A 21,121-nucleotide genomic window follows, 5' to 3' on the forward strand; every position below is an offset into this window, starting at 1 on the left:
GTCCGGCGCGTTAGACCAGTGCCGCGGCGTTATTCCCCGACACGTTCATTCAAAGCTTGCGGATTGTACGTGATAAACATCGCGTCACCGTAGCTAAAAAACCGATATTTTTGTTCTACCGCAGCCTTGTAGGCATTCATGGTGTTTTGATAACCAGCAAATGCCGACACCAGCATGATCAAGGTCGACTCTGGCAGGTGGAAGTTGGTCACCAGCGCATCGATCACTTTGTATTGATAGCCTGGGTAGATAAAGATTTGGGTATCGCCAAAGAAGGGTTCGATCAGATCGTTTTTGGCAGCCTGGGCGGCGCTCTCCAGTGAACGCACCGAGGTGGTACCGACGGCAATTACGCGGCTCCCACGGCCTTTCGCCGCCATCACTGCATCCACAACCTCTTGCGGCACTTCGGCGTACTCGGAGTGCATGATGTGATCTTCAATGCTGTCCACCCGCACCGGCTGGAAAGTGCCCGCCCCGACGTGCAGGGTCACAAATGCCATTTCAATGCCTTTTGCGCGCAGTTTTTCCAGCAAAGGTTCATCAAAGTGCAGGCCTGCGGTCGGCGCCGCTACCGCGCCAGGTTTCTGGCTGTAGACGGTCTGATACAGCTCGCGGTCAGCCTCCTCATCCGGACGCTCAATGTACGGCGGCAGCGGCATGTGGCCGATGGTGTTCAGAATATCCAGCACCGTGCGCTCGTCATTAAACTCGACTTCAAACAGCGCATCGTGGCGCGCCACCATGGTGGCGTTGATGCTCTCGTCATCGCCCAGCAGCAGCTCCGCGCCCGGCTTTGGTGCCTTGGAGGCGCGAATATGTGCCAGAATACGTTTATCATCGAGCATTCTTTCGACCAGCACTTCAATCTTGCCGCCGCTGGCTTTGCGGCCGAACAGACGGGCCGGAATAACGCGGGTGTTGTTGAACACCAGCAGATCGCCCGGGTTGAGCTTGTAGAGCAGATCGGTGAACGTACCGTGCGTCAGCGCACCCGTCGGCCCATCCAGCGACAATAAGCGGCAGCTACTGCGCTCAGGCATAGGATAGTGGGCAATCAGGGACTCGGGTAATTCAAAGGAGAAATCGGCGACGCGCATGGCATATACTCGTGACTTAAAAACAGGCGGCTTAGTCTAGTGCTCACACCTCTTTGCTGCAACAACTAGCCGACTCCGGATAACGAATCGCATGAATTTTCTCGCTCACCTGCACCTCGCCCATCTCGCTGACAGCTCGCTTTCCGGCAATTTGCTGGCCGATTTTGTGCGCGGCAATCCCGCCGAGGACTACCCCGCTGACGTGGTGGAGGGCATTTTCATGCACCGCCGGATCGACGTCATGACCGACAATCTGCCCGAAGTGCAGGAAGCCAAAGCGTGGTTCCGCCCGGAAACCCGCCGGGTCGCCCCTATTACGCTGGACGTGATGTGGGATCACTTCGTCTCCCGCCACTGGGAACAGCTCTCCCCGGAGATGCCCCTGCCGGCGTTCGTGCGCTATGCCCACGCCCAGGTGGCGATTATCCTCCCGGACTCTCCCCCGCGCTTTGTGAATCTGAATAACTACCTGTGGTCAGAGCGCTGGCTCGAACGCTATAGCGAGATGGACTTTATTCAGCGGGTGCTGAACGGCATGGCCAGCCGCCGTCCGCGCCTCGACGCCCTGCGCGACTCCTGGCAGGATCTGGATGCCCATTACGACGCGCTGGAGACCCGCTTCTGGCAGTTCTATCCGCGGATGATGGAACAGGCGAAATATAAGCAGCTTTAATGTAAATGTGATTGATAGGTAAAAGCTGGGTTAACGATTGTCAGCGCCTCTTTGTCTTTAGGGCGAACACTCTCTATACTGGCCCGCGTTGCGTTCCAAATAACCTTAGTAATCACAGGAGAATCACATGGTTCTGGTAACTCGTCCGGCCCCGGATTTTACAGCAGCAGCTGTACTGGGCAGCGGTGAAATCGTTGAAAACTTCAACTTCAAACAGCACACCAACGGTAAAGCCACCGTTCTGTTCTTCTGGCCAATGGACTTCACCTTCGTTTGCCCGTCTGAGCTGATTGCCTTCGACAAGCGTTACGAAGAATTCCAGAAGCGTGGCGTGGAAGTAGTTGGCGTCTCCTTCGACTCTGAGTTTGTACACAACGCATGGCGTAACACCCCTGTCGACAACGGCGGCATCGGTCAAGTGAAATACGCGATGGTTGCGGACATCAAACGCGAAATCCAGCAGGCTTACGGTATCGAGCATCCGGACGCGGGCGTTGCCCTGCGTGGTTCCTTCCTGATCGACGCTAACGGTATCGTGCGTCACCAGGTGGTGAACGATCTGCCACTGGGTCGTAACATCGACGAAATGCTGCGTATGGTTGACGCGCTGCAGTTCCACGAAGAGCACGGTGAAGTGTGCCCGGCTCAGTGGGAAAAAGGTAAAGAAGGTATGGCCGCTTCTCCAGCAGGCGTTGCTAAATACCTGACCGAAAACGTATCCAGCCTGTAATCGGCACGGTTTACGAAGAAGGCCCGCAGATGCGGGCCTTTTTTTATGGATGCGGTTTAAGCGAACCCGCCTTCGTAGGCCGGGCAAACGCAGTGCCGCCCGGCAATGCTCAGGATTAATTGCCGAACCAGACGGAAGCAGAGATCGCCGACAGAGAAAGCACCCCCTCCTGCGCCCCCCCTTTCCCCTCTTTCAGCTGCCACTGTTTAACGTTCAGCAGCGGCGCATCGTCGATCACCACCTCACAGGCATCGCCCCGGTTAATGGCGACCAGCACCCGCTGCTGGTTGTAGACGCGCATAAACACCACCACGTTGTCGTGAGCGTAGACCACCTGGCAGCCGCCGTAGCGCAGCGCCTGGCTCTGCTTACGCAGTTTGATCAGCCGCTGATAGAGCGTAAAGAGCGCCTGGTCCTGCCTTTCGGCCTCCCACGGGAAGGTCTTGCGGCAGAACGGATCGTTATTGCCGTCCAGCCCGACCTCGTCCCCGTAGTAAATGCACGGCACCCCAGGCCAGGTAAACAGCCAGGTCACCGCCAGCGGCAGGCGCGCCACGTCTTTGCCGAGCAGCGACTTAAAGCGAGCGGTATCATGGCTGTCGAGCTGGTTGAACATGCGTAACTGCTGCTGATGCGACAGGCTGGCGCGGTAGTTATCCATCCATTTCATGCAGGTTTCAGCATCAATGTGCTGCGGATCGTAGGAGATGTCGGTGTTGGCGAGGAAGCCCCACACCGGGAAGGTGAAACCGCGATAGTTCATCGCCGAATCTTCCGCATCGGCCTGCAGCCACTGGCGGGCATCACCAAAGTGCTCGCCAAAGACGAAGGCATCGGGCCGAGCCTGCTTCGCGGCCTGGGTGATACCGGTGACGTGATACAGATTACGGTGCGCCCCGCCCCCTTCTCCGAGCATATGCACCACATCCAGCCGCCAGCCGTCCATATTCCACGGGGCTTTCAGCCAGTGGCGGACGATACTCTCTTCGCCGCCGTAGATCTCGTCCACCAGCGTAGGCGACTGATAATCCAGCTTCGGCAAGCTGGCGTAGCCCAGCCAGTCGAGGGCCCGGCCTTGGTCATCAAAGCTATACCAGTCCCGCTGGGGCGAGTCCGGGTTATGGCAGGCGCCGCCCGTCCCGCGGTTATGGCGATCAAACCAGGCGTGGGAATCGCCGCTGTGATTAAACACGCCGTCGAGGATCAGGCGCATTCCTTCCCGGTGGGTATTTTCCCGCAGGCGCAGCAGGGCCTCGTCGCCGCCAAACTGCTCATCCACGTGACGGTAGTCTTCAGTGTCGTACTTATGCACGCTGGGAGCGACAAACACCGGGTTGAGGTAGAGCGCCGTGACGCCGAGTTTTTTCAGATACGGCAGCTTCTCGCTGATGCCATCGAGATCGCCGCCGTAAAAGGTTGAGCCCCCCGCCTGGGCGGTAACCGGCTCATCCCATTGATGGAAAATCGTCTCGTGACCGGCGGCATGGTGAAAGTAGGTTTTATCCCGCTCCGGGTTGCGCTGCTGGCTGCGGGCGAAGCGATCCGGGAAGATCTGGTAAAAGACCTGCTCGACCACCCACTCCGGCCCGGCATCCGGGTAATCGACGGCGAACTGCTCCAGCCGGGCGGGCGGAAAACGGCTGAGCCCCTGTGGGGTGAACCACAGCTGGCGGTTATGCCAGAGCATTTTAAAGCTGTAGCGATACCGCGGCTGCCCTTTCGTCGTGTCGATAGTGGCCCGCCAGGCGGTGACGCCGGGCTGCGGCTGGCTACGCAGCTTGTGCATCGGCAGCGAGGTCTCTTCATTATCGAATTCAGCGCGCATCGTTACCCGCTCAGGCAGGTTCTCTCCCGTCAGCCACAGCGTGATAACGAGTTTGTCGTTGTTTTGCTTAACAAATGGGGCAACCGGCAGGTGCCATGCATTCAACATCTTTTATCCCCTATCCCAGAAATGAGGTCACCTTGCCACAGGGTAGTTGATGTTCACTCCTCACGATGAGGTTTATTGGGGGAGGAGGAAGGGGGAGGAGAAAAATGCCCGGCATTTGCCGGGCATTCTGATTACTGCGCTTCTGCTAACTGACGCTCGCGGCGGCGTTTGAACACCCAGCCCACCAGCAGCAGGGCAATCCACGCGAAGCCGACATACAGCGAGATGCGGGTTTCCGGGTGGTAACCAATCAGGCCGATAATAAAGACCAGGAAGATCAGGCCGACCACGGTTGTTGCCACCCCGCCCGGCACTTTAAACTTCAGCGCTTTCACCTCATCCGGCGACAAACGACGGCGGAAGCCAATCTGCGACATCAGAATCATGATCCACACCCAGACGGTGGCGAAAGTCGCAAGCGATGCGATCACCAGGAAGACGTTCTCCGGCATGATGTAGTTCAGATAGACCGACAGCAGCAGCGCCACGGTCATCACCAGTACCGTCACCCACGGCGTGCCGCGGCTGGAGGTTTTGGCGAAGGCCTTCGGCGCACTGCCCTGCTCCGCCATGCCGTGCAGCATACGCCCCACACCGAAGACGTCGGCGTTGATGGCGGAGAGCGAGGCGGTTAGCACCACAAAGTTAAGAATGCTGGCGGCAAAGGTAATGCCCAGATGCTGGAAGGTGAGCACAAACGGGCTGCCGTTGGTGCCGACCTGGTTCCACGGATAAATGGACATGATCACAAACAGGGTGCCCACGTAGAAAATCAGAATACGCATCGGCACAGAGTTGATGGCGCGCGGGATAGACTTCTCAGGATCTTTCGCTTCACCGGCGGTAATACCGATGATTTCGATCCCACCGTAGGCGAACATCACCATCTGCAGCGACATCACCATGCCGATCCAGCCGTTGCTGAAGAAGCCGCCGTTGCTCCACAGATTGTGGATCCCGGTCGGTTGTCCGCCGTTGCCAATCCCCCAGATGATGATGCCGATACCGGCGGCAATCATGATGATGATGGTGGCAACTTTGAAGAAGGAGAACCAGAACTCCAGCTCGCCGAACACCTTCACGCTCATCAGGTTGATGGCGCAGATGATCAGCACCACGCTGAGCACCCAGACCCAGTGCGGCACCGTCGGGAACCAGACGCCCATATAGATGCCGAAGGCCGTCACGTCAGCGATGGCCACAATCAGGATTTCGAAGCAGTAGGTCCAGCCAGTGATATACCCGGCCAGCGGGCCTAAGTTTTCCTGAGCATAGCGGGAGAAGGAGCTGGCCGACGGGTTATGAACGGACATCTCCCCCAGCGCACGCATGATGATGTAGGCGGCAACACCGCCGATAAGATATGCCAGCAGAACGCTGGGACCGGCCATTTTGATGGCATCTGCCGAGCCATAAAAAAGACCGGTGCCGATTGCAGAACCCAGCGCCATAAAGCGGATGTGGCGGGCGCTCAATCCACGCTTGAGTTTGTTAGTGCTTTCCATTTTTTTGACTTGCCAATTGAGACTAAAAAAAACAAAAAACCACGGGGCATTACGCCCCGTGGTTTAACTTTCAGCCGTTGCTTAGTGCGCGTTCGACGTAACCTGACGCCCTGCAGCACGATCCCAGATAATAGCCAGTACCAGTGCAACAACGGTAGGCATCAGCCACGCCAGACCCTGTTCAGACAGCGGCAGACGCTGTGTCCAGGCGGGCAGCATGGCGCTGATTGCCGATGCCTTAATGCCGTCAAGCATACCAAAAAGCAGACTGATAAACATGGCCGGGGCGATAATTCGTGTGGAATTATTCCACCAGCCGCGGGTGAAGCTCAGCACAACCAGCACGATGCACGGCGGGTAAATGGTGGTCAGCACCGGAATAGAGACCTGAATCAGGTGGCTCAGACCCAGGTTCGACACCGCCATCGAGAAGCCGCCGAGGATAAACACCAGCGTACGATAGGAGAGCGGAACGTACTGGGCAAAGAACTCTGCACAGGCACAGGTCAGGCCAACCGCGGTCACCAGACAGGCCAGGAAGATCAGGATGGCCAGCATCATGCTGCCCGCGCCGCCAAAGGTGTGCTGCACGTAGGCATGTAAAATAGCTGCACCGTTCGCGCCCTGGTCAACCAGCACGCTGCTGTCGGAACCCAGACGGAACAGCGCCAGATAGAGCAGTGCCAGGCCCGCGCCCGCCATCAGGCCAGCCCAGACAGTGTAACGGGTCAGCAGACGCGCTTCGGTCACGCCACGGGAACGCGCAGCGTTAACGATCACGATCCCGAACGCCATCGCGCCCAGCGTATCCATGGTCAGGTAGCCGTTCACAAAGCCGTTAGAGAAGGCCGCGTTTTGATAGGCTTCGGTAGCCGAGCTCAGCGGGCCAGCCGGCCAGATAATCGCCGCGACCGCCAGCACCACCAGCGCCAGAATCTTCAGCGGGGCGAGAAAGTTGCCCACGGTATCCAGCAGTTTACCCGGGTAGAGCGACACCAGGATCACGATAGCAAAGTAGACCAGGCTGTAGATAAACAGCGGCAGCGGGCCATCACCGGTCAGCGGGGCAATCCCCACTTCGAAGGAGACGGTCGCGGTACGAGGGGTCGCGAACAGTGGACCGATCGCCAGATAGCAGACGACGGCCAGCATCACCCCGGCCACTTTACCGATCGGCGCGCTGAGGCTATCGACGCCGCCGCCAACTTTCGCCAGCGCCACGACGGTCAGAACCGGCAGGCCCACAGCGGTGATCAGAAAACCGAGCGCCGCGGTCCAGACGTGTTCACCCGCCTGCAGGCCAACCATAGGTGGGAAGATGATGTTGCCAGCGCCCACGAACAGCGCAAATGTCATAAAGCCCAGCGCGATAATATCGCGTGATTTCAGTTGATGGGTCATAAAACCTTACTGCCTGTGGATGTGGTGTTGAAAACGTTGAATTTTTCGCTATCCCTTGCGGAACAAAACAGCGGAAAAAATGTGCAATTTCAGCGGGAAATGCTTCCCTACTGCCGTGGTCAGGAATATTTTTTCGATTTACCACGCAAATACAGTCTGTCCGACGATATCAGGAGGGCAATTTAAACGCTTATAACGTTTAAAGGCAATATGGGATCGCAAAACCAGAACAATATGCCACCCTGAAATATTAACCTGGAACAATGCACCATGTATAAGAAAAACTCATGGCTAATCATGCGAACAAAAAAGCATCAGGCGGATAAAATTTATCCGCGCTTCGGTTGACTGCAAAGCAAACAGGCCAGCTTACGCTGGCCTGTGGCAATATCTGATTACAGGTTGGCCGTCAGGCGCTGTTACTGGCAATCAAACGTTCCGGGATCACGAAACTGAAACGCGTGCTTTTGCCCGGCGTACTGACGATATCGAGACGGCTGTCGTGGTGATTAATGGCATGCTTCACGATAGCCAGTCCCAGACCACTGCCGCCGGTCTGGCGGGAACGGGCTTTATCCACCCGATAAAAACGCTCGGTAAGACGGGGAATATGCTCCGGGCCAATGCCCGGGCCATCATCCTCAACGCTGAACTCCGCCCCCGTGGGCGCATGCTGCCAGCGCACGGTGATATGGGTCCCCGCAGGGGTATGATTCACCGCGTTGTAGACCAGGTTGGAGATGGCGCTGCGCAGCTCATCGTTACTGCCGCGCACTTTCAGGCTGTTATCTACCTCGAAGGTGATCTGGTGCTGCTGCTGGCTTAAGGTTTGCGCCTCACGCTCTAACATTCGCAGCATCATCGGCACATCAATGGTTTCGTTGAGCGCCAGGGTCGGCGCAGCCTCAATGCGGGAAAGGGTCAGCAGTTGCTTCACCAGCCCTTCCATCCGTTGCGTCTGCTCGCGCATGGTCTGCAGCGCTTTGTCCCGCGGCGCGCCTTCCAGGGTCTGCTCCTGCATCATCTCCAGATAGCCCTGCAACACCGTCAGCGGAGTGCGTAATTCATGGCTGACGTTGGCGAAGAAGTTGCGCCGCGCCCCTTCGAGCTGGTGCATCTGGGTCACATCGCGCGCCACCATCAGCCACTGTTTGTCGCTGTAGGGCATCACGCGGATCTCCAGATGACGACCGGTGTTGAGCACCAGATTGTGCGGGCGGGTGAAATCGCGTTTTTTCAGGTACTGCGCAAACTCAGGGTAACGCAGCAGGTTGAGGATGTTCTGGCCATTATCGTCTGGCCAGCGCAGGCCCAGCAGCTGTTGCGCCAGTCCATTACACCAGAACATCGCCCCCTCTTCCGTGGTGAGCACTACCGCATCAGGCAGGGATTCCGCACCGCTGCGAAAGCGTTTGATCAGGCTGCCCAGCTCGCGTCGGCGTTTTTTATTACGCATCTGCATCTGGTGCAGGCCATACAGCAGCGGTTCCCAGCTGCCGCTTCCCGGCGGAGGGGTCATGCTTCTGTCCACCCACAGCCACCATGACAGGCGGAGCAGATTCCAGAAGTGCCAGACCAGCAGTCCGGTGACGGCCGCCAGTAAAAACCAGGGTAAATAACCGAAAAGGGCCCCGAGGATCAGGGCCGGAATACAGCAAAGAATCAGTTCAAAGCAGAGCCTTTTCCATGACAGACGTTCCAGCACGCGTCACACTCCTGTCATTGTTCAGAAACGGGTTGAGAAACGATAACCCGTGCCGCGGACGGTCTGTACCATGCGATCGTGACCGCTGGTTTCCAGGGCCTTACGCAGACGACGAATATGTACATCCACCGTCCGGTCTTCAACGTACACGTTAGTTCCCCAGACATTATTGAGCAACTGCTCGCGGCTGTAGACGCGCTCCGGGTGAGTCATGAAGAAGTGCAGCAGTTTGAATTCGGTAGGTCCCATATCAAGGGGATTTTCACCGGTCATGACCCGGTGTGAAGTAGGATCCAGGCTCAGGCCCTGCATCTCAATCACCTCTTCCACCGCCATCGGTGAGATACGGCGCATCACGGCCTTGATACGCGCCACCAGCTCTTTCGGGGAAAAAGGTTTGGTGATGTAGTCATCCGCGCCGGTCTCGAGGCCGCGAACGCGATCTTCCTCTTCGCCACGGGCGGTCAACATCATCACCGGGATATCGCGGGTTAAGGCTTCACGTTTGATATGTTTTATGAATTGCAGACCAGAGCCGCCGGGCAACATCCAGTCGAGCAGGATCAGATCGGGCCAGGGTTCGTTGAGCTGATTCACCGCGCTGTCGTAATCTTCGGCTTCCACCGGTTGAAAGCCATTTTGTTCGAGCACGAAACAGACCATTTCACGAATGGGTGCTTCATCTTCTACGACCAGAATACGTCTCGCCATACTTAGCCCTGTCTTATTTAGGTTACATGTTTGTAATACGGCGTCATTATGCGTCAGATTTATGACAGATTTATGAAAAACCTGCCCACCAATAAAGGCAAGCCGTTGTTTTCTGGCTGCCCTGATTGTAGCGGTTATCTTCCTTCCCCTGAATGTTTATAATCCCGCTTACTTTTTTTTGCCACGGACCTGTTATGCGCATACTTCACACCTCGGACTGGCATCTGGGACAAAACTTTTACAGTAAAAGCCGCGCCGCCGAACATGAAGCGTTCCTCAACTGGCTGCTTGAGATGGCAGAATCCCACCAGGTGGACGCCATCCTCGTGGCCGGGGACATCTTCGACACCGGATCGCCGCCAAGCTATGCGCGAGAGCTGTATAACCGTTTCGTGGTCAACTTGCAGAAGACCGGGTGTCATCTGGTGATTGTGGCGGGCAACCATGATTCCGTGGCCACGCTGAATGAATCCCGTGAAATTCTGGCCTTCCTTAATACCACCGTGGTCGCCAGCGCCGGTCACGGACCGCAGATCCTGCGTAAACGCGACGGGACGCCCGGCGCGGTGCTCTGTCCGATCCCGTTCTTACGCCCTCGCGACGTGATGAAAAGCCAGGCGGGCCTCTCGGGCATTCAGAAACAGCAGCAGCTGTTAGAGGCCATCACCCACTATTATGCCGATCAATATACCGCCGCCTGCCAGCTTCGCGGCGACAGGGTCCTGCCGATTATCGCCACCGGACATCTCACCACCGTCGGGGCCAGTAAAAGTGACGCGGTACGGGACATCTACATCGGGACGCTGGACGCCTTCCCGGCACAGCATTTCCCGGCGGCGGACTATATTGCGCTGGGCCATATTCACCGCGCCCAGAAGATTGGCGGCTGCGATCACATTCGCTACTGCGGCTCCCCTATCCCCCTCAGCTTTGATGAAACCGGCAAAAGCAAAAGCGTGCATCTGGTGAGTTTTGACCAGGGCAAGCTCAGCGCTGTCGACTCCCTGGAGGTGCCCATCACCCAACCGCTGGCGGTGCTGAAGGGCGATCTGGCGGCTATCGCCGCCCAGTTGGAGCAGTGGCGCGGCGTGGCGCAGACGCCTCCCGTCTGGCTGGATATTGAAATTGCCACCGAGGAGTACCTGCACGACATGCAGCGTAAGATTCAGCACCTGACGGAAGATCTGCCGGTAGAGGTGCTGCTGGTGCGGCGCAGCCGCGAGCTGCGCGAGAAACTTCTCGCCAACAGCCTGCGTGAAACCCTCAGCGAGCTGCGGGTGGAGGAAGTGTTTGAGCGCCGCCTGGCGCAGGAGACCCTCGATGACGCCCGGCGGGCCCGGCTCAACGAGCTGTTCAGCCATGCCCTGCACGCGCTGGATAACGAGGAGGATAACGCATGAAAATTCTCAGCCTGCGTCTGAAAAACCTCAACTCGCTCAAGGGCGAATGGAAAATCGACTTTACCGCCGAGCCTTTCCTCAGTAACGGCCTGTTTGCTATCACCGGCCCGACCGGCGCCGGGAAAACCACCCTGCTGGATGCCATCTGCCTGGCGCTGTACCACGAGACGCCGCGCCTCAACACCGTCTCGCAATCGCAGAACGATCTGATGACCCGCGACACCGCCGAGTGTCTGGCGGAGGTTGAATTCGAAGTTAAAGGCATCGCCTATCGCGCCTTCTGGAGCCAGAACCGGGCGCGCAATCAGCCGGACGGCAACCTGCAGGTGCCGCGCGTAGAGCTGGCCCAGTGTGAAGACGGCAAAATCCTCGCCGATAAAGTGAAGGATAAACTGGAGCTTGTCGCCTCGCTGACCGGGCTGGACTATGACCGCTTTACCCGCTCGATGCTGCTCTCCCAGGGACAGTTTGCCGCCTTCCTCAACGCCCGGCCGAAAGAGCGCGCCGAACTGCTGGAGGAGCTGACCGGCACCGAAATTTACGGCCAGATCTCGGCGATGGTATTTGAAAAACATAAAGCCGCCCGCAGCGAGCTGGAGAGGCGTGAAGCCCAGGCCGCAGGGGTGGTGTTACTCAGCGACGAGCAGCAGCAACAGCTCCAGCAAGGTTTGCAGGTACTTACTGACGAAGAACAACAGCTTCTGGCCCAACAGCAGGTCCAGCAGAAAGCGTTTCACTGGCTGACCCGCCACGATGAACTGTTGCGCGAGCAGCAGCGATCGATGGCCGCCCGGCAGCAGGCGCAGCAGGCCCTGACCGACGCTACCCCCGAGCTGGAAAAGCTGCATCTGGCCCAGCCCGCCGCCCTGCTGCGCCCACAGTGGGAGCGACAGCAGGAGCAGATCGTCCGCCTGGCGCAAACGGAACAGCAGATACTGGATGTGAATACTCGCTTACAGTCCAGCGAGGCGCTGCGCGCGCGGATCCGCAACGGGGCGCTGCGCGTACAGGATCAATTGCAGACCGAGTTCACCACCCTGACGCAGTGGCTGGCCGACCACGACCGCTTCCGCCAGTGGGGTCAGGAGATGGCGGGCTGGCGGGCGCACTTCACCCAGCTAAACCGGGATAAAACACAGCTCGCGACGTTGACCCGGCGTATCGCGGAATTACGCCAGAAGCTGGCGAGCCTGCCGGAAAACACCCTGACGCTCACGGCAGAACAAGCTGCCGCCGAAATGGCGCAGCAAACTCAGGCCCGCGCGGCGCGCCAGCGTCTGACCACTATCCATGCCCGCTATCAGCCCCTGCAAAAGCGGCTCAGCCAGAATAATGAGAGCGTGCAAAAGGCGCAGGGCGATCTGGCAAAACTCAATGAAACGCTGACGCTGCGCCGCCAGCAGTACAAAGAAAAAAACCAGCACTATCTCGATCTAAAGGCCTTATGCGAGCACGAAGAGAAGATCAAAAAGCTGGAGAGCTATCGGGCGGAACTGGAGGCCGGCAAACCCTGCCTGCTTTGCGGGTCCACCGAGCACCCAGCCATTGCGCAGTACCAGGCGTTAGCGCTCACGGAAAACCAGCTTCGCCGGGAGGCGATGGAGAAAGAGGTCGCCACCCTTAAAGAGGAGGGCCTGCTGGTGCTGGGCCAGGTGAACGCCCTCACCACCCAGATGCAGCGAGAAACAGACGAGGCGCAGACGCTGGCCCGGGACGCGCAGGTGCTCACTGAAGAGTGGCAGCAGGTTTGTGCCTCCCTGAGGGTGAACCTGAATATTCAGGACGATATCGCCCCCTGGCTGGATCAGCAGGAGCAGTACGAACAGCAGCTATACCAGCTTAGCCAGCGCCTGACGCTGCAAAGTCAGCTCAACGAAGAGGAAGCCCTGCAACAAACCTATCTCCAGCAGCTGGCGGCAGCCCGCACCTCGATGGAGCAATCTCTTCAGGCGTTGTCGCTGGCGATGCCCGAAGACGGCGCAGAGCAGGCCTGGCTCGCTGAACGTGAACAAGCGTCGCAGTGCTGGCAGGCACAGCAATCTCAGCACAGCGCCCTGCGGGACCGCATCACTGCCCTGACACCGCTGCTGGAAACCCTTCCGGCGACGGAATCGACTGAAGCAGAAAGCGTTATTCCGGAGAACTGGCGCGAGATACATATCGACTGTGTGTCGCTGCACAGCCAGCTTGCCACCCTGCAGCAGCAGCGCAAACTGGAGAGCGAACGCCTGCAGCATGCCGAAGCGCAGTTTGCCGCCGCGCTGGCCGCCAGCGTCTTTGCCGATCGCGAGGCGTTTCTCGCCGCCCTGCTGGATGACGATACCCTCCACCGCCTGGAGCAACAGAAGCAGACCCTGGAGAACCAGATCCAGCAGGCGACGGCGCTACTCCAGCAGGCCGGTCAGCGGCTGAACGAGCATCTGGAACACCGCCCCGAAGGAGTGACCTCAGAAGCCCCGGTTCTTCAGGAGCAGCTACAGCAGCTCGCGCTCCGGCTTCGCGAAAACACCACCCGCCAGGGGGAGATCCGCCAGCAGCTCAAGCAGGACAGCGATAACCGCCTGCACCAGCAGGCGCTGATGCAGGAGATTGAGGCCGCAGCCCGGCTGGCAGATGACTGGGGCTATCTCAACGCGCTGATCGGTTCTAAAGAGGGCGATCGCTTCCGTAAATTTGCCCAGGGTTTAACCCTCGACAACCTGGTGTGGCTAGCCAACCAGCAGCTGACCCGCCTGCATGGTCGCTACCTGCTGCAACGCAAGGCCAGCGACGCGCTGGAGCTGGAGGTGATGGATACCTGGCAGGCGGATGCCGTGCGCGATACCCGTACTCTCTCCGGCGGGGAGAGCTTCCTCGTGAGTCTGGCGCTGGCGCTGGCGCTCTCCGACCTGGTGAGCCACAAAACGCAGATTGACTCGTTGTTCCTCGATGAGGGCTTTGGCACCCTCGACAGCGAAACGCTGGATACCGCCCTGGACGCGCTGGACGCGCTGAATGCCAGCGGCAAAACCATTGGCGTCATCAGCCACGTCGAGGCGATGAAAGAGCGCATTCCGGTGCAGATCAAGGTGAAGAAAATTAACGGGCTGGGGTACAGCAGGCTGGATAAAGAATTTGCCGTTTCGTAGGCCGGGCAAGCGCAGCGCCGCCCGGCATTGGCACGATCAGTGCGGCCACAACCAGGCCGCGCCGCGTACGCCGCTGGAGTCGCCGTGCACCGCTTTGCGGATAGGGGTTTCGAATTCGCCGCCAAACACCCACTGCTTCACCAGCTGCGGAACGGTGGTATACAGACGATCCACGTTGCTCATTCCGCCGCCCAGCACAATGACATCCGGGTCAAGGATATTCACCACGTGCGCCAGCGATTTGGCCAGCCGCATTTCGTAGCGGCTGAAGGCCAGCTCCGCGACGGCATCCTGCTCTTCCACCAGGCGCATGATCTCATTGCCTTTTAGCGGATGGCCGCTCAGACGGCGGTAATCGGTGGCGAAGCCGGTGCCGGAGATAAAGGTTTCGATACAGCCCTGTTTGCCGCAGTAGCACGGCACTTCAGCGCGGTACTTCAGTTCGTCCTCATCCATCCACGGCAACGGGTTATGTCCCCACTCCCCTGCGGTGCCGTTGCCGCCGGTATGGGCACGGCCATTAAAGGCCACGCCTGCTCCGCAGCCGGTACCGATGATCACCGCAAACACCGTCTGCGCACCCGCCGCTGCACCATCAATGGCTTCCGACACCGCGAGGCAGTTGGCATCGTTCGCGAGGCGCACCTCACGGTTCAGCCGCTGGCTTAAATCGCGGTCGAAGGGCTGGCCGTTAAGCCAGGTGGAGTTAGCATTTTTCACCACCCCGGTATAGGGCGAAATCGAACCTGGAATGCCCATGCCCACCGTGCCCGTCTGGCCGGTGGCCTTTTCGGCCATCTCCACCAGGCTGGCGATAGTTTCGATAGTCTGCTGATAGTCGTCACGCGGGGTCGGCAGACGGTGGCGGAACAGCTGTTCCCCCTGCTCGCCCAGAGCAATGACTTCTGTTTTGGTGCCGCCGAGATCAATACCAATTCGCACAGGACGTTCCTCATTTTTTTGATTATCAACAGAGTAGAAGCCTGCTACCCGATTAGCAATGCAAGCGATGCGACAATTCGCTATCATGCCCGCTGAATTAAACGACAAGACCGTGGAAATTATCATGCTGTGGTTCAAAAATTTGATGGTTTACCGTCTCAGCCGCGACATCGAGCTGCGCGCCGACGAGATGGAAAAACAGTTAGACCTTTACGCATTTACCCCGTGTGGCAGCCAGGACATGGCGAAAACCGGATGGGTTCCGCCTATGGGATCACAAAGCGATGCGCTGACCCACACCACCAATGGTCAAATCATCATCTGTGCGCGTAAGGAAGAGAAAATCCTGCCGACGCCGGTGGTGAAACAGGCGCTGGAAGCCAAAATTTTCAAGCTTGAAGCCGAACAGGGCCGTAAGCTGAAAAAAACCGAAAAAGATTCGCTGAAAGATGAAGTTCTGCACTCGTTGCTGCCGCGTGCCTTTAGCCGCTTCAGCCAGACCATGATGTGGATCGACACGGTTAACGGCCTGATTATGGTCGACTGCGCCAGCGCCAAAAAAGCAGAAGATACGCTGGCGTTGCTGCGTAAAAGCCTCGGTTCGCTGCCGGTGGTGCCGCTGACGATGGAAAACCCGATCGAGCTGACCCTCACCGAGTGGGTGCGGGGCAACAGCGTTCCGCAGGGCTTCCAGCTGCTGGACGAAGCCGAACTGAAAGCAATCCTCGAAGACGGCGGCGTGATCCGCGCCAAGAAGCAGGAGCTGGTGAGCGACGAAATCGCAGTACACATCGAAGCCGGCAAGCTGGTGACCAAGCTGGCGCTCGACTGGCAGCAGCGCATTCAGTTCATGATGTGTGACGATGGCTCGATCAAGCGACTGAAGTTCTCCGATGAGCTGCGCGATCAGAACGACGATATCGACCGGGACGACTATGCCCAGCGTTTTGATGCTGACTTCATTCTGATGACGGGTGAACTGGCGGCGTTGATTCAGAGCGTGGTGGAAGGATTAGGCGGCGAAGCACAGCGTTAATGCTTAATGCCAGGCTTTATGCCAGAAACAGGAGCCGGGTTAACCCGGCTCTTTTTTTTACAGGTAACGACACAGATAGGACGCAGGCTCAGCCACCTGCAGATGGAACTCGCTGTGGCCGGGTACGTTAAAAACATCGCCCGGGTTATACACTTTCCACTCCGTTTCCCCCGGCAATAACACTTTCAGTGAACCGCTGACCACGGTCATCTCTTCAGGCTGCGCGGTACCGAAGGCATACTCCCCTTCCGCCATCACGCCAACACTGGCACGGCCAGTAATGCTGCTGGTAAAACCAATGGACTTCACTTTACCGGAAAAGTATTCATTACTCTGAAGCATGGACTGGTCCTTATTGTCATTGGATGTGAATCCAATATAGGGGGGACGCTCCATGCCTGTCACGCAAAATCATCAGACCAGCAATTCCGAGGCCAGCCGGGCTACCAGCACGTTTGACAGCAGCACCGGCACATCCAGAGCTTTTTGCAGTAAATCGCGGTGGCGTTGATGGAAACCGAGGCAATCGAGCATCAGAACATCCGCGCCGCGCTCCAGCAGATCGCGTCCGGCGTCGATCAGTTTCGCTTCGCTGTCCCAGAACGGATTCGCCACGGAAAGCAGCGGCGTTTTGACCAGCCCGCGCCACTTGTGCGACTGGTTCTCCAGCAGTTCAGGGATCGGCACGATCACCCCCACCTGATGGCTATCGACAATCGATCCGACCAGCGGCGGGATGATCCGCATCGGCTCCAGCAGGATCGCATTACGGGCAACGAGCCCGGTGATGGGCGCGGTACTCATCAGCAGAATGACTTCATAATCCTGGTTATCGAGCACTTCGATAACGCTTTGCAGGGCGCGCTCGATCTTTGGCTGCGAGACATTACCCAGCTCGCCGTCGCTGAGCAGGGTTGGCAGCAGCGCCTCTCCCGGTTCAGGGGCGTAGTCTTCCATGACCTCTTCCCGGCTCAGCGTACCGAGCAGGCTGTGATGCGTGATCTGTTGTTCAGAGATATGCTCCGTTAAGAGCGGGAGCACTTCGCTTACCGGGACTACCCCAATGGTGAGGATCGCCAACGTCGCTTTCATTGTTCTCGCCTTTCTTTACTACCACTACCGTGATCGGGACACAGAGACAGGCTCGCTTCGCTGTACAGTGCGCTGTTCATAAAAAGTGCTGAAAAGCGTAGCAGTTGATTAACGAGCCGGAATGTAAAGATCCGCGAGCCTGACAGGATGTGTCTGTTAAGCCAGTACATTACCCTCCGTTTAAAGTTATCGCTTTTTAAAGAGTGTGATTAGGGTACGGTTTTTCCCGCTTTCAGAATTTGATCAGGCTTTATCGGGATCTTCATAACGCTTTTTGGCATCCTGCGCTTCCAGCTCCGTTTCGTGCTCGCTAATCAGCGAATCGGGTTTCGGGTGGTCGGCACGCAGCTGATACCAGGTGACAGTCTGGCCCGTCGCACCTTTCTCAACGGCAACAACACGGGCTTCACGCGGATAGGGAGGTCTGGTTGGCATAGTTCATCCTTTTTTTTCATGGCTGAACTAACAGTATAGACATCAGTTAGCTGGCGCATGCCAGATGCAGTGCGGTTACGATATTTTGCACCACCTGAGCCGGTGGCAGAGAAGCATCCACCACGTGGTGAGCCGCTTCGCGATAGAGGGCGTCGCGCTCTGCCAGCACCGCGCTCACCTCTTCGCTAATGGGCTTGCCGGTCAGGGTCGGGCGCTGGCCCTCTTCCGGGAAGGCTTCCAGGCGTTCGACCAGCACCGGCACCGGGGCGCAAAGGTAAATCACCGTCCCCTTTTCGCGCATAAACTGCCGGTTATAAGCCGATAAAATAATGCCGCCGCCGGTGGCAATGATGCCGGAACCCGCCGTCACCGCCTCGAGAGTTGCCGTCTCGCGGGCGCGGAAGCTCTCCCACCCTTCCAGCTCAACGATCTCAGCAATGCTCTTACCGGCATGGGTCTGCAACCAGTGATCGGTGTCAACAAATTCGCTCTGGCACAGACGCGCCAGTTCCAGGCCGACAGTGGTTTTTCCACAGCCGCGGGGGCCAATTAAAAAAATAGGCTGGGTCATAACCAGGTGTTCCCCTTAAGGCCGCAGGCATGCGGTGGGTGAAGTCGAAAAGAGTGCCATGATACCATTAAGCTAGTACATAAGTAATCGTAAAAAATTTATTACATCAGGCGTGGCGTTAATATGCCATTTCACTCAATGCCAGAAATATCAGGGGATATCCTGTAAAGAAATGATTGCACTTAACGGTGCGCTCACCTTACCTGAACCCACCCGCCGTTGACAACCCCGGAACGGGGTAATAGTGGCCGAATCATATGTCACAGTGATGATTAACCCTGCCGGCGTTTCACTTCCAGCAGCCATTTATCGAGTTCGGCAGCAAACACTTGTCTGTCGCGCTGGGACAAACTGTCCGGCCCGCCGGTCTGGACGCCGCTGGCGCGCAGCGTATCCATAAAATCGCGCATGGTCAGCTTTTCGCGGATGGTGGCCGGGGAGTAACGTTCTCCGCGGGGATTCAGCGCCGCTGCCCCTTTCTCCAGCACTTCTGCCGCCAGCGGGATATCGGCGGTGATCACCAGGTCCCCGGGGCTGCACTGGCGCACGATTTCGTTATCGGCTACGTCAAAACCGGCCGGCACGCGCAGGGTGCGAATAAAGCGGGACGGCGGCACGCGCAGGGTCTGATTCGCCACCAGCGTCATCGGCATCTGCACGCGCTCGGCGGCACGAAACAGGATCTCTTTAATGACATTCGGACACGCATCGGCATCCACCCAAATCGCCATCTTCTCTCTCCGGCATATAATGCTGCGTGATAAAACCTGATAGGCTAAAGTTCCACAATCATAACAAAGTTTAAGAGGGAGACGTGATGGAGAAGAAAATCGGTTTTATCGGCTGCGGTAACATGGGCAAAGCCATTCTCGGCGGTCTGATCGCCAGCGGCCAGGTGCTGCCTGGCCAGATCTGGGTCTATACCCCGTCGCCGGACAAAGTCGCCGCCCTGCACGATCGGTATGGCGTCAACGCCGCGCAAAGCGCCCAGGAAGTGGCGCAGGTGGCCGATATCGTCTTCGGCGCGGTGAAGCCGAACATGATGGTGAAAGTCCTGAGCGACGTCACCTCCAGCCTGAACAAAGATACGCTGGTGGTCTCTATCGCCGCGGGCGTTACCCTCGATCAGCTGGCGCGCGCCCTGGGCCATGACCGTAAAATTGTCCGCGCGATGCCTAACACGCCGTCGCTGGTCAACGCAGGCATGACCTCCATCACCCCTAACGCGCTGGTGACCGCTGAAGAAGTGGCCGATGTGATCAATATTTTCCGCTGCTTCGGGGAAGCCGAAGTGATTGCCGAGGCGATGATCCACCCGGTAGTCGGGGTCAGCGGTTCGGCACCTGCCTACGTATTTATGTTCATCGAAGCGATGGCCGATGCGGCCGTACTGGGGGGAATGCCCCGTGCGCAGGCCTATAAATTTGCTGCACAGGCGGTGATGGGGTCAGCCAAAATGGTACTCGAAACCGGCAAGCATCCGGGCGAGCTGAAAGATATGGTCTGTTCTCCGGGCGGCACTACCATCGAAGCGGTGCGGGTGCTGGAGGAGCGCGGCTTCCGTGCTGCCGTCATTGAAGCCATGACGAAGTGCATGGAAAAATCAGAGCTGCTAAGTAAGTCCTGACCGACTGCCGGGCGTCAGGCGGCCACTTCGGTGCGGTTACGTCCGGCATTTTTTGCTTTGTAGAGCGCGATATCGGCCGCTTTAAGCCACTCCTGATAATGCACCATCGACGTCGTGAGCGGCGCTACGCCGACGCTGATGGAGATCGTTACGTGCGGCGGCCCCGGCAGTTGTAAATCTGCCAGCCGCTCGTGTACCCGCGACATCGCCGCAATGGCGCTTTCCGCCGTCGTCCCGCTCATGATCACCGCGAACTCATCCCCGCCAAAACGGCCAATTATATCGCTGGCGCGTAACGTGAGCTGCAGCTGACGGGTGACGGCGACAATCGCCTGATCGCCCACATCATGGCCCCAGCTGTCATTAATCCTCTTGAAGTGATCGATATCGATCAGCAGGAGCGTGGCGCTACGCTGGTAACGGCGACAGTTTTCATACTCCGTGCGCAGCAACACTTCCCAGTGGCGACGGTTAAAGACCCCCGTCATGCCGTCCAGGGTACTCATCAACTCAAGCCGGCGCTTGTGCTCCACCAGACGACTTGTCGTATGGAAGCTCACCCAGGCAAACAGCATCGGGTAACAGACGATCACTGGCAGCGCGAGCCCAATTTCCAGCGGCGTGCTGGCATAGTCCAGCGTGACGTGCGTAAGCTGCAGGGAGATCAGCGCAGCCAGCGCGGTCATTATCACCCCGGGGCCATACAGCCTAATGCCACCCACGCCGATCAGGTTCATGCTCATCATCATCACCAGCGCCGCGCTGGGCATGGCGTTAACCCCCATCACCCCAATCCAGACCCCGGCCATAATGGCGTCGACTTTGAGGTTAAACATCTCACCGTTCCAGGGATTGGTCGAACGCACCGCTAATTGCCAGGCCAGATGGGGCCAGACAAACGCCCAGCCAACCAGCAGCAGCCACCAGACACCGTTGACCGGCTGCGCGACCAGCACGCTGGCAATCGGGAAAAAGAGAATGGCCAGACCCGCTGCACGCGGCCAGCGCAACTGACGCGCCAGGCGGAGACCCGAGCGGTGATGCTCATCCGCCGAATGTGCCTGACCGATTCCTTCCCGGGCAAAGATTTTGCTGTAAAAGTTTTCATCGTTCATGGTTTTTGGGAACACTC

Annotated in this window: 19 protein-coding genes; 6 read left to right on the plus strand and 13 right to left on the minus strand. The window is 58.1% G+C overall.

From position 1 onward, the window contains the following. Positions 1-29: 29 nt before the first annotated feature. Entirely contained in the window at positions 30-1,100 is a 1,071-nt protein-coding gene (gene queA, locus M8318_RS11140; RefSeq protein WP_262662591.1) for a tRNA preQ1(34) S-adenosylmethionine ribosyltransferase-isomerase QueA, read from the minus strand. A gap of 91 nt (positions 1,101-1,191) precedes the next feature. Here queA and acpH point away from each other — a divergent pair, with 91 nt between their 5' ends. Both acpH and M8318_RS11150 read left to right on the plus strand, forming a co-directional pair. Next, a complete protein-coding gene (acpH, locus tag M8318_RS11145; RefSeq protein ID WP_262662592.1) occupies positions 1,192-1,773 on the plus strand; it encodes an ACP phosphodiesterase in 582 nt (193 codons plus the stop codon). Positions 1,774-1,900: 127 nt separating this feature from the next. Next, positions 1,901-2,503 carry a peroxiredoxin C gene (locus M8318_RS11150; protein ID WP_106992117.1) on the plus strand — a complete coding sequence of 201 codons (603 nt, stop codon included), beginning with the start codon at positions 1,901-1,903 and terminating at the stop codon, positions 2,501-2,503. Between the two features lie 115 nt (positions 2,504-2,618). Here the strand turns inward: M8318_RS11150 and malZ are convergent, their stop codons facing one another. The 5 genes from malZ to phoB form a co-directional block, all read right to left on the minus strand. After that, positions 2,619-4,436 carry a maltodextrin glucosidase gene (gene malZ / locus M8318_RS11155; protein ID WP_262662594.1) on the minus strand — a complete coding sequence of 606 codons (1,818 nt, stop codon included), beginning with the start codon at positions 4,434-4,436 and terminating at the stop codon, positions 2,619-2,621. 131 nt (positions 4,437-4,567) lie between these two features. Continuing rightward, positions 4,568-5,941, minus strand: coding sequence for a proline-specific permease ProY (proY, locus tag M8318_RS11160; protein ID WP_106992113.1), 1,374 nt, complete (start codon positions 5,939-5,941; stop codon positions 4,568-4,570). Between the two features lie 81 nt (positions 5,942-6,022). Continuing rightward, positions 6,023-7,342: a branched-chain amino acid transporter carrier protein BrnQ gene (gene brnQ, locus M8318_RS11165; RefSeq protein ID WP_262662596.1), complete on the minus strand. Its 1,320-nt coding sequence runs from the start codon at positions 7,340-7,342 to the stop codon at positions 6,023-6,025. 409 nt (positions 7,343-7,751) lie between these two features. After that, positions 7,752-9,047 (minus strand): phosphate regulon sensor histidine kinase PhoR, encoded by a 1,296-nt coding sequence (phoR, locus tag M8318_RS11170; protein ID WP_262662598.1) that lies wholly within the window; start codon positions 9,045-9,047, stop codon positions 7,752-7,754. Between the two features lie 21 nt (positions 9,048-9,068). Further along, positions 9,069-9,758 carry a phosphate response regulator transcription factor PhoB gene (phoB, locus tag M8318_RS11175; RefSeq protein ID WP_032616792.1) on the minus strand — a complete coding sequence of 230 codons (690 nt, stop codon included), beginning with the start codon at positions 9,756-9,758 and terminating at the stop codon, positions 9,069-9,071. Between the two features lie 194 nt (positions 9,759-9,952). Between phoB and sbcD the strand changes: the two genes are divergently transcribed. Both sbcD and sbcC read left to right on the plus strand, forming a co-directional pair. Next, positions 9,953-11,158: an exonuclease subunit SbcD gene (sbcD, locus tag M8318_RS11180; RefSeq protein WP_262662599.1), complete on the plus strand. Its 1,206-nt coding sequence runs from the start codon at positions 9,953-9,955 to the stop codon at positions 11,156-11,158. Beyond that, entirely contained in the window at positions 11,155-14,286 is a 3,132-nt protein-coding gene (gene sbcC, locus M8318_RS11185) for an exonuclease subunit SbcC (protein WP_262662601.1), read from the plus strand. The genes sbcD and sbcC overlap by 4 nt, the downstream gene beginning before the upstream one ends. 36 nt (positions 14,287-14,322) lie before the next feature. Here sbcC and mak read toward each other — a convergent pair whose 3' ends face one another. After that, positions 14,323-15,228 carry a fructokinase gene (gene mak / locus M8318_RS11190; RefSeq protein WP_262662603.1) on the minus strand — a complete coding sequence of 302 codons (906 nt, stop codon included), beginning with the start codon at positions 15,226-15,228 and terminating at the stop codon, positions 14,323-14,325. Between the two features lie 124 nt (positions 15,229-15,352). Here mak and rdgC point away from each other — a divergent pair, with 124 nt between their 5' ends. After that, a complete protein-coding gene (gene rdgC / locus M8318_RS11195; RefSeq protein ID WP_106992793.1) occupies positions 15,353-16,264 on the plus strand; it encodes a recombination-associated protein RdgC in 912 nt (303 codons plus the stop codon). A gap of 57 nt (positions 16,265-16,321) precedes the next feature. On the opposite strand, the gene ppnP is transcribed toward rdgC, so the two are convergent. From ppnP to M8318_RS11220, 5 genes are all read right to left on the minus strand, one after another. Continuing rightward, positions 16,322-16,606 (minus strand): pyrimidine/purine nucleoside phosphorylase, encoded by a 285-nt coding sequence (gene ppnP, locus M8318_RS11200; RefSeq protein WP_106992107.1) that lies wholly within the window; start codon positions 16,604-16,606, stop codon positions 16,322-16,324. Between the two features lie 72 nt (positions 16,607-16,678). After that, positions 16,679-17,356: an AroM family protein gene (locus M8318_RS11205; RefSeq protein WP_262662605.1), complete on the minus strand. Its 678-nt coding sequence runs from the start codon at positions 17,354-17,356 to the stop codon at positions 16,679-16,681. 243 nt (positions 17,357-17,599) lie between these two features. Then, a complete protein-coding gene (gene yaiA, locus M8318_RS11210) occupies positions 17,600-17,791 on the minus strand; it encodes a protein YaiA (RefSeq protein ID WP_262662607.1) in 192 nt (63 codons plus the stop codon). Positions 17,792-17,837: 46 nt separating this feature from the next. Then, the gene (gene aroL, locus M8318_RS11215; RefSeq protein ID WP_262662608.1) at positions 17,838-18,362 is read right to left on the minus strand and encodes a shikimate kinase AroL; all 525 of its coding nucleotides are present in this window, start codon (positions 18,360-18,362) and stop codon (positions 17,838-17,840) included. A gap of 272 nt (positions 18,363-18,634) precedes the next feature. Beyond that, the gene (locus M8318_RS11220; RefSeq protein WP_106992103.1) at positions 18,635-19,093 is read right to left on the minus strand and encodes a YaiI/YqxD family protein; all 459 of its coding nucleotides are present in this window, start codon (positions 19,091-19,093) and stop codon (positions 18,635-18,637) included. 86 nt (positions 19,094-19,179) lie between these two features. On the opposite strand from M8318_RS11220, the gene proC reads away from it, so the two are divergent. Beyond that, entirely contained in the window at positions 19,180-19,989 is an 810-nt protein-coding gene (gene proC / locus M8318_RS11225) for a pyrroline-5-carboxylate reductase (RefSeq protein ID WP_225759419.1), read from the plus strand. Positions 19,990-20,003: 14 nt separating this feature from the next. On the opposite strand, the gene adrA is transcribed toward proC, so the two are convergent. Next, the gene (gene adrA / locus M8318_RS11230; RefSeq protein ID WP_262662609.1) at positions 20,004-21,119 is read right to left on the minus strand and encodes a diguanylate cyclase AdrA; all 1,116 of its coding nucleotides are present in this window, start codon (positions 21,117-21,119) and stop codon (positions 20,004-20,006) included. Positions 21,120-21,121: the final 2 nt, after the last annotated feature.

Origin of the sequence: Leclercia tamurae (assembly GCF_025566055.1) — a bacterium.
Classification (GTDB): Bacteria; Pseudomonadota; Gammaproteobacteria; order Enterobacterales; family Enterobacteriaceae; genus Enterobacter; species Enterobacter tamurae.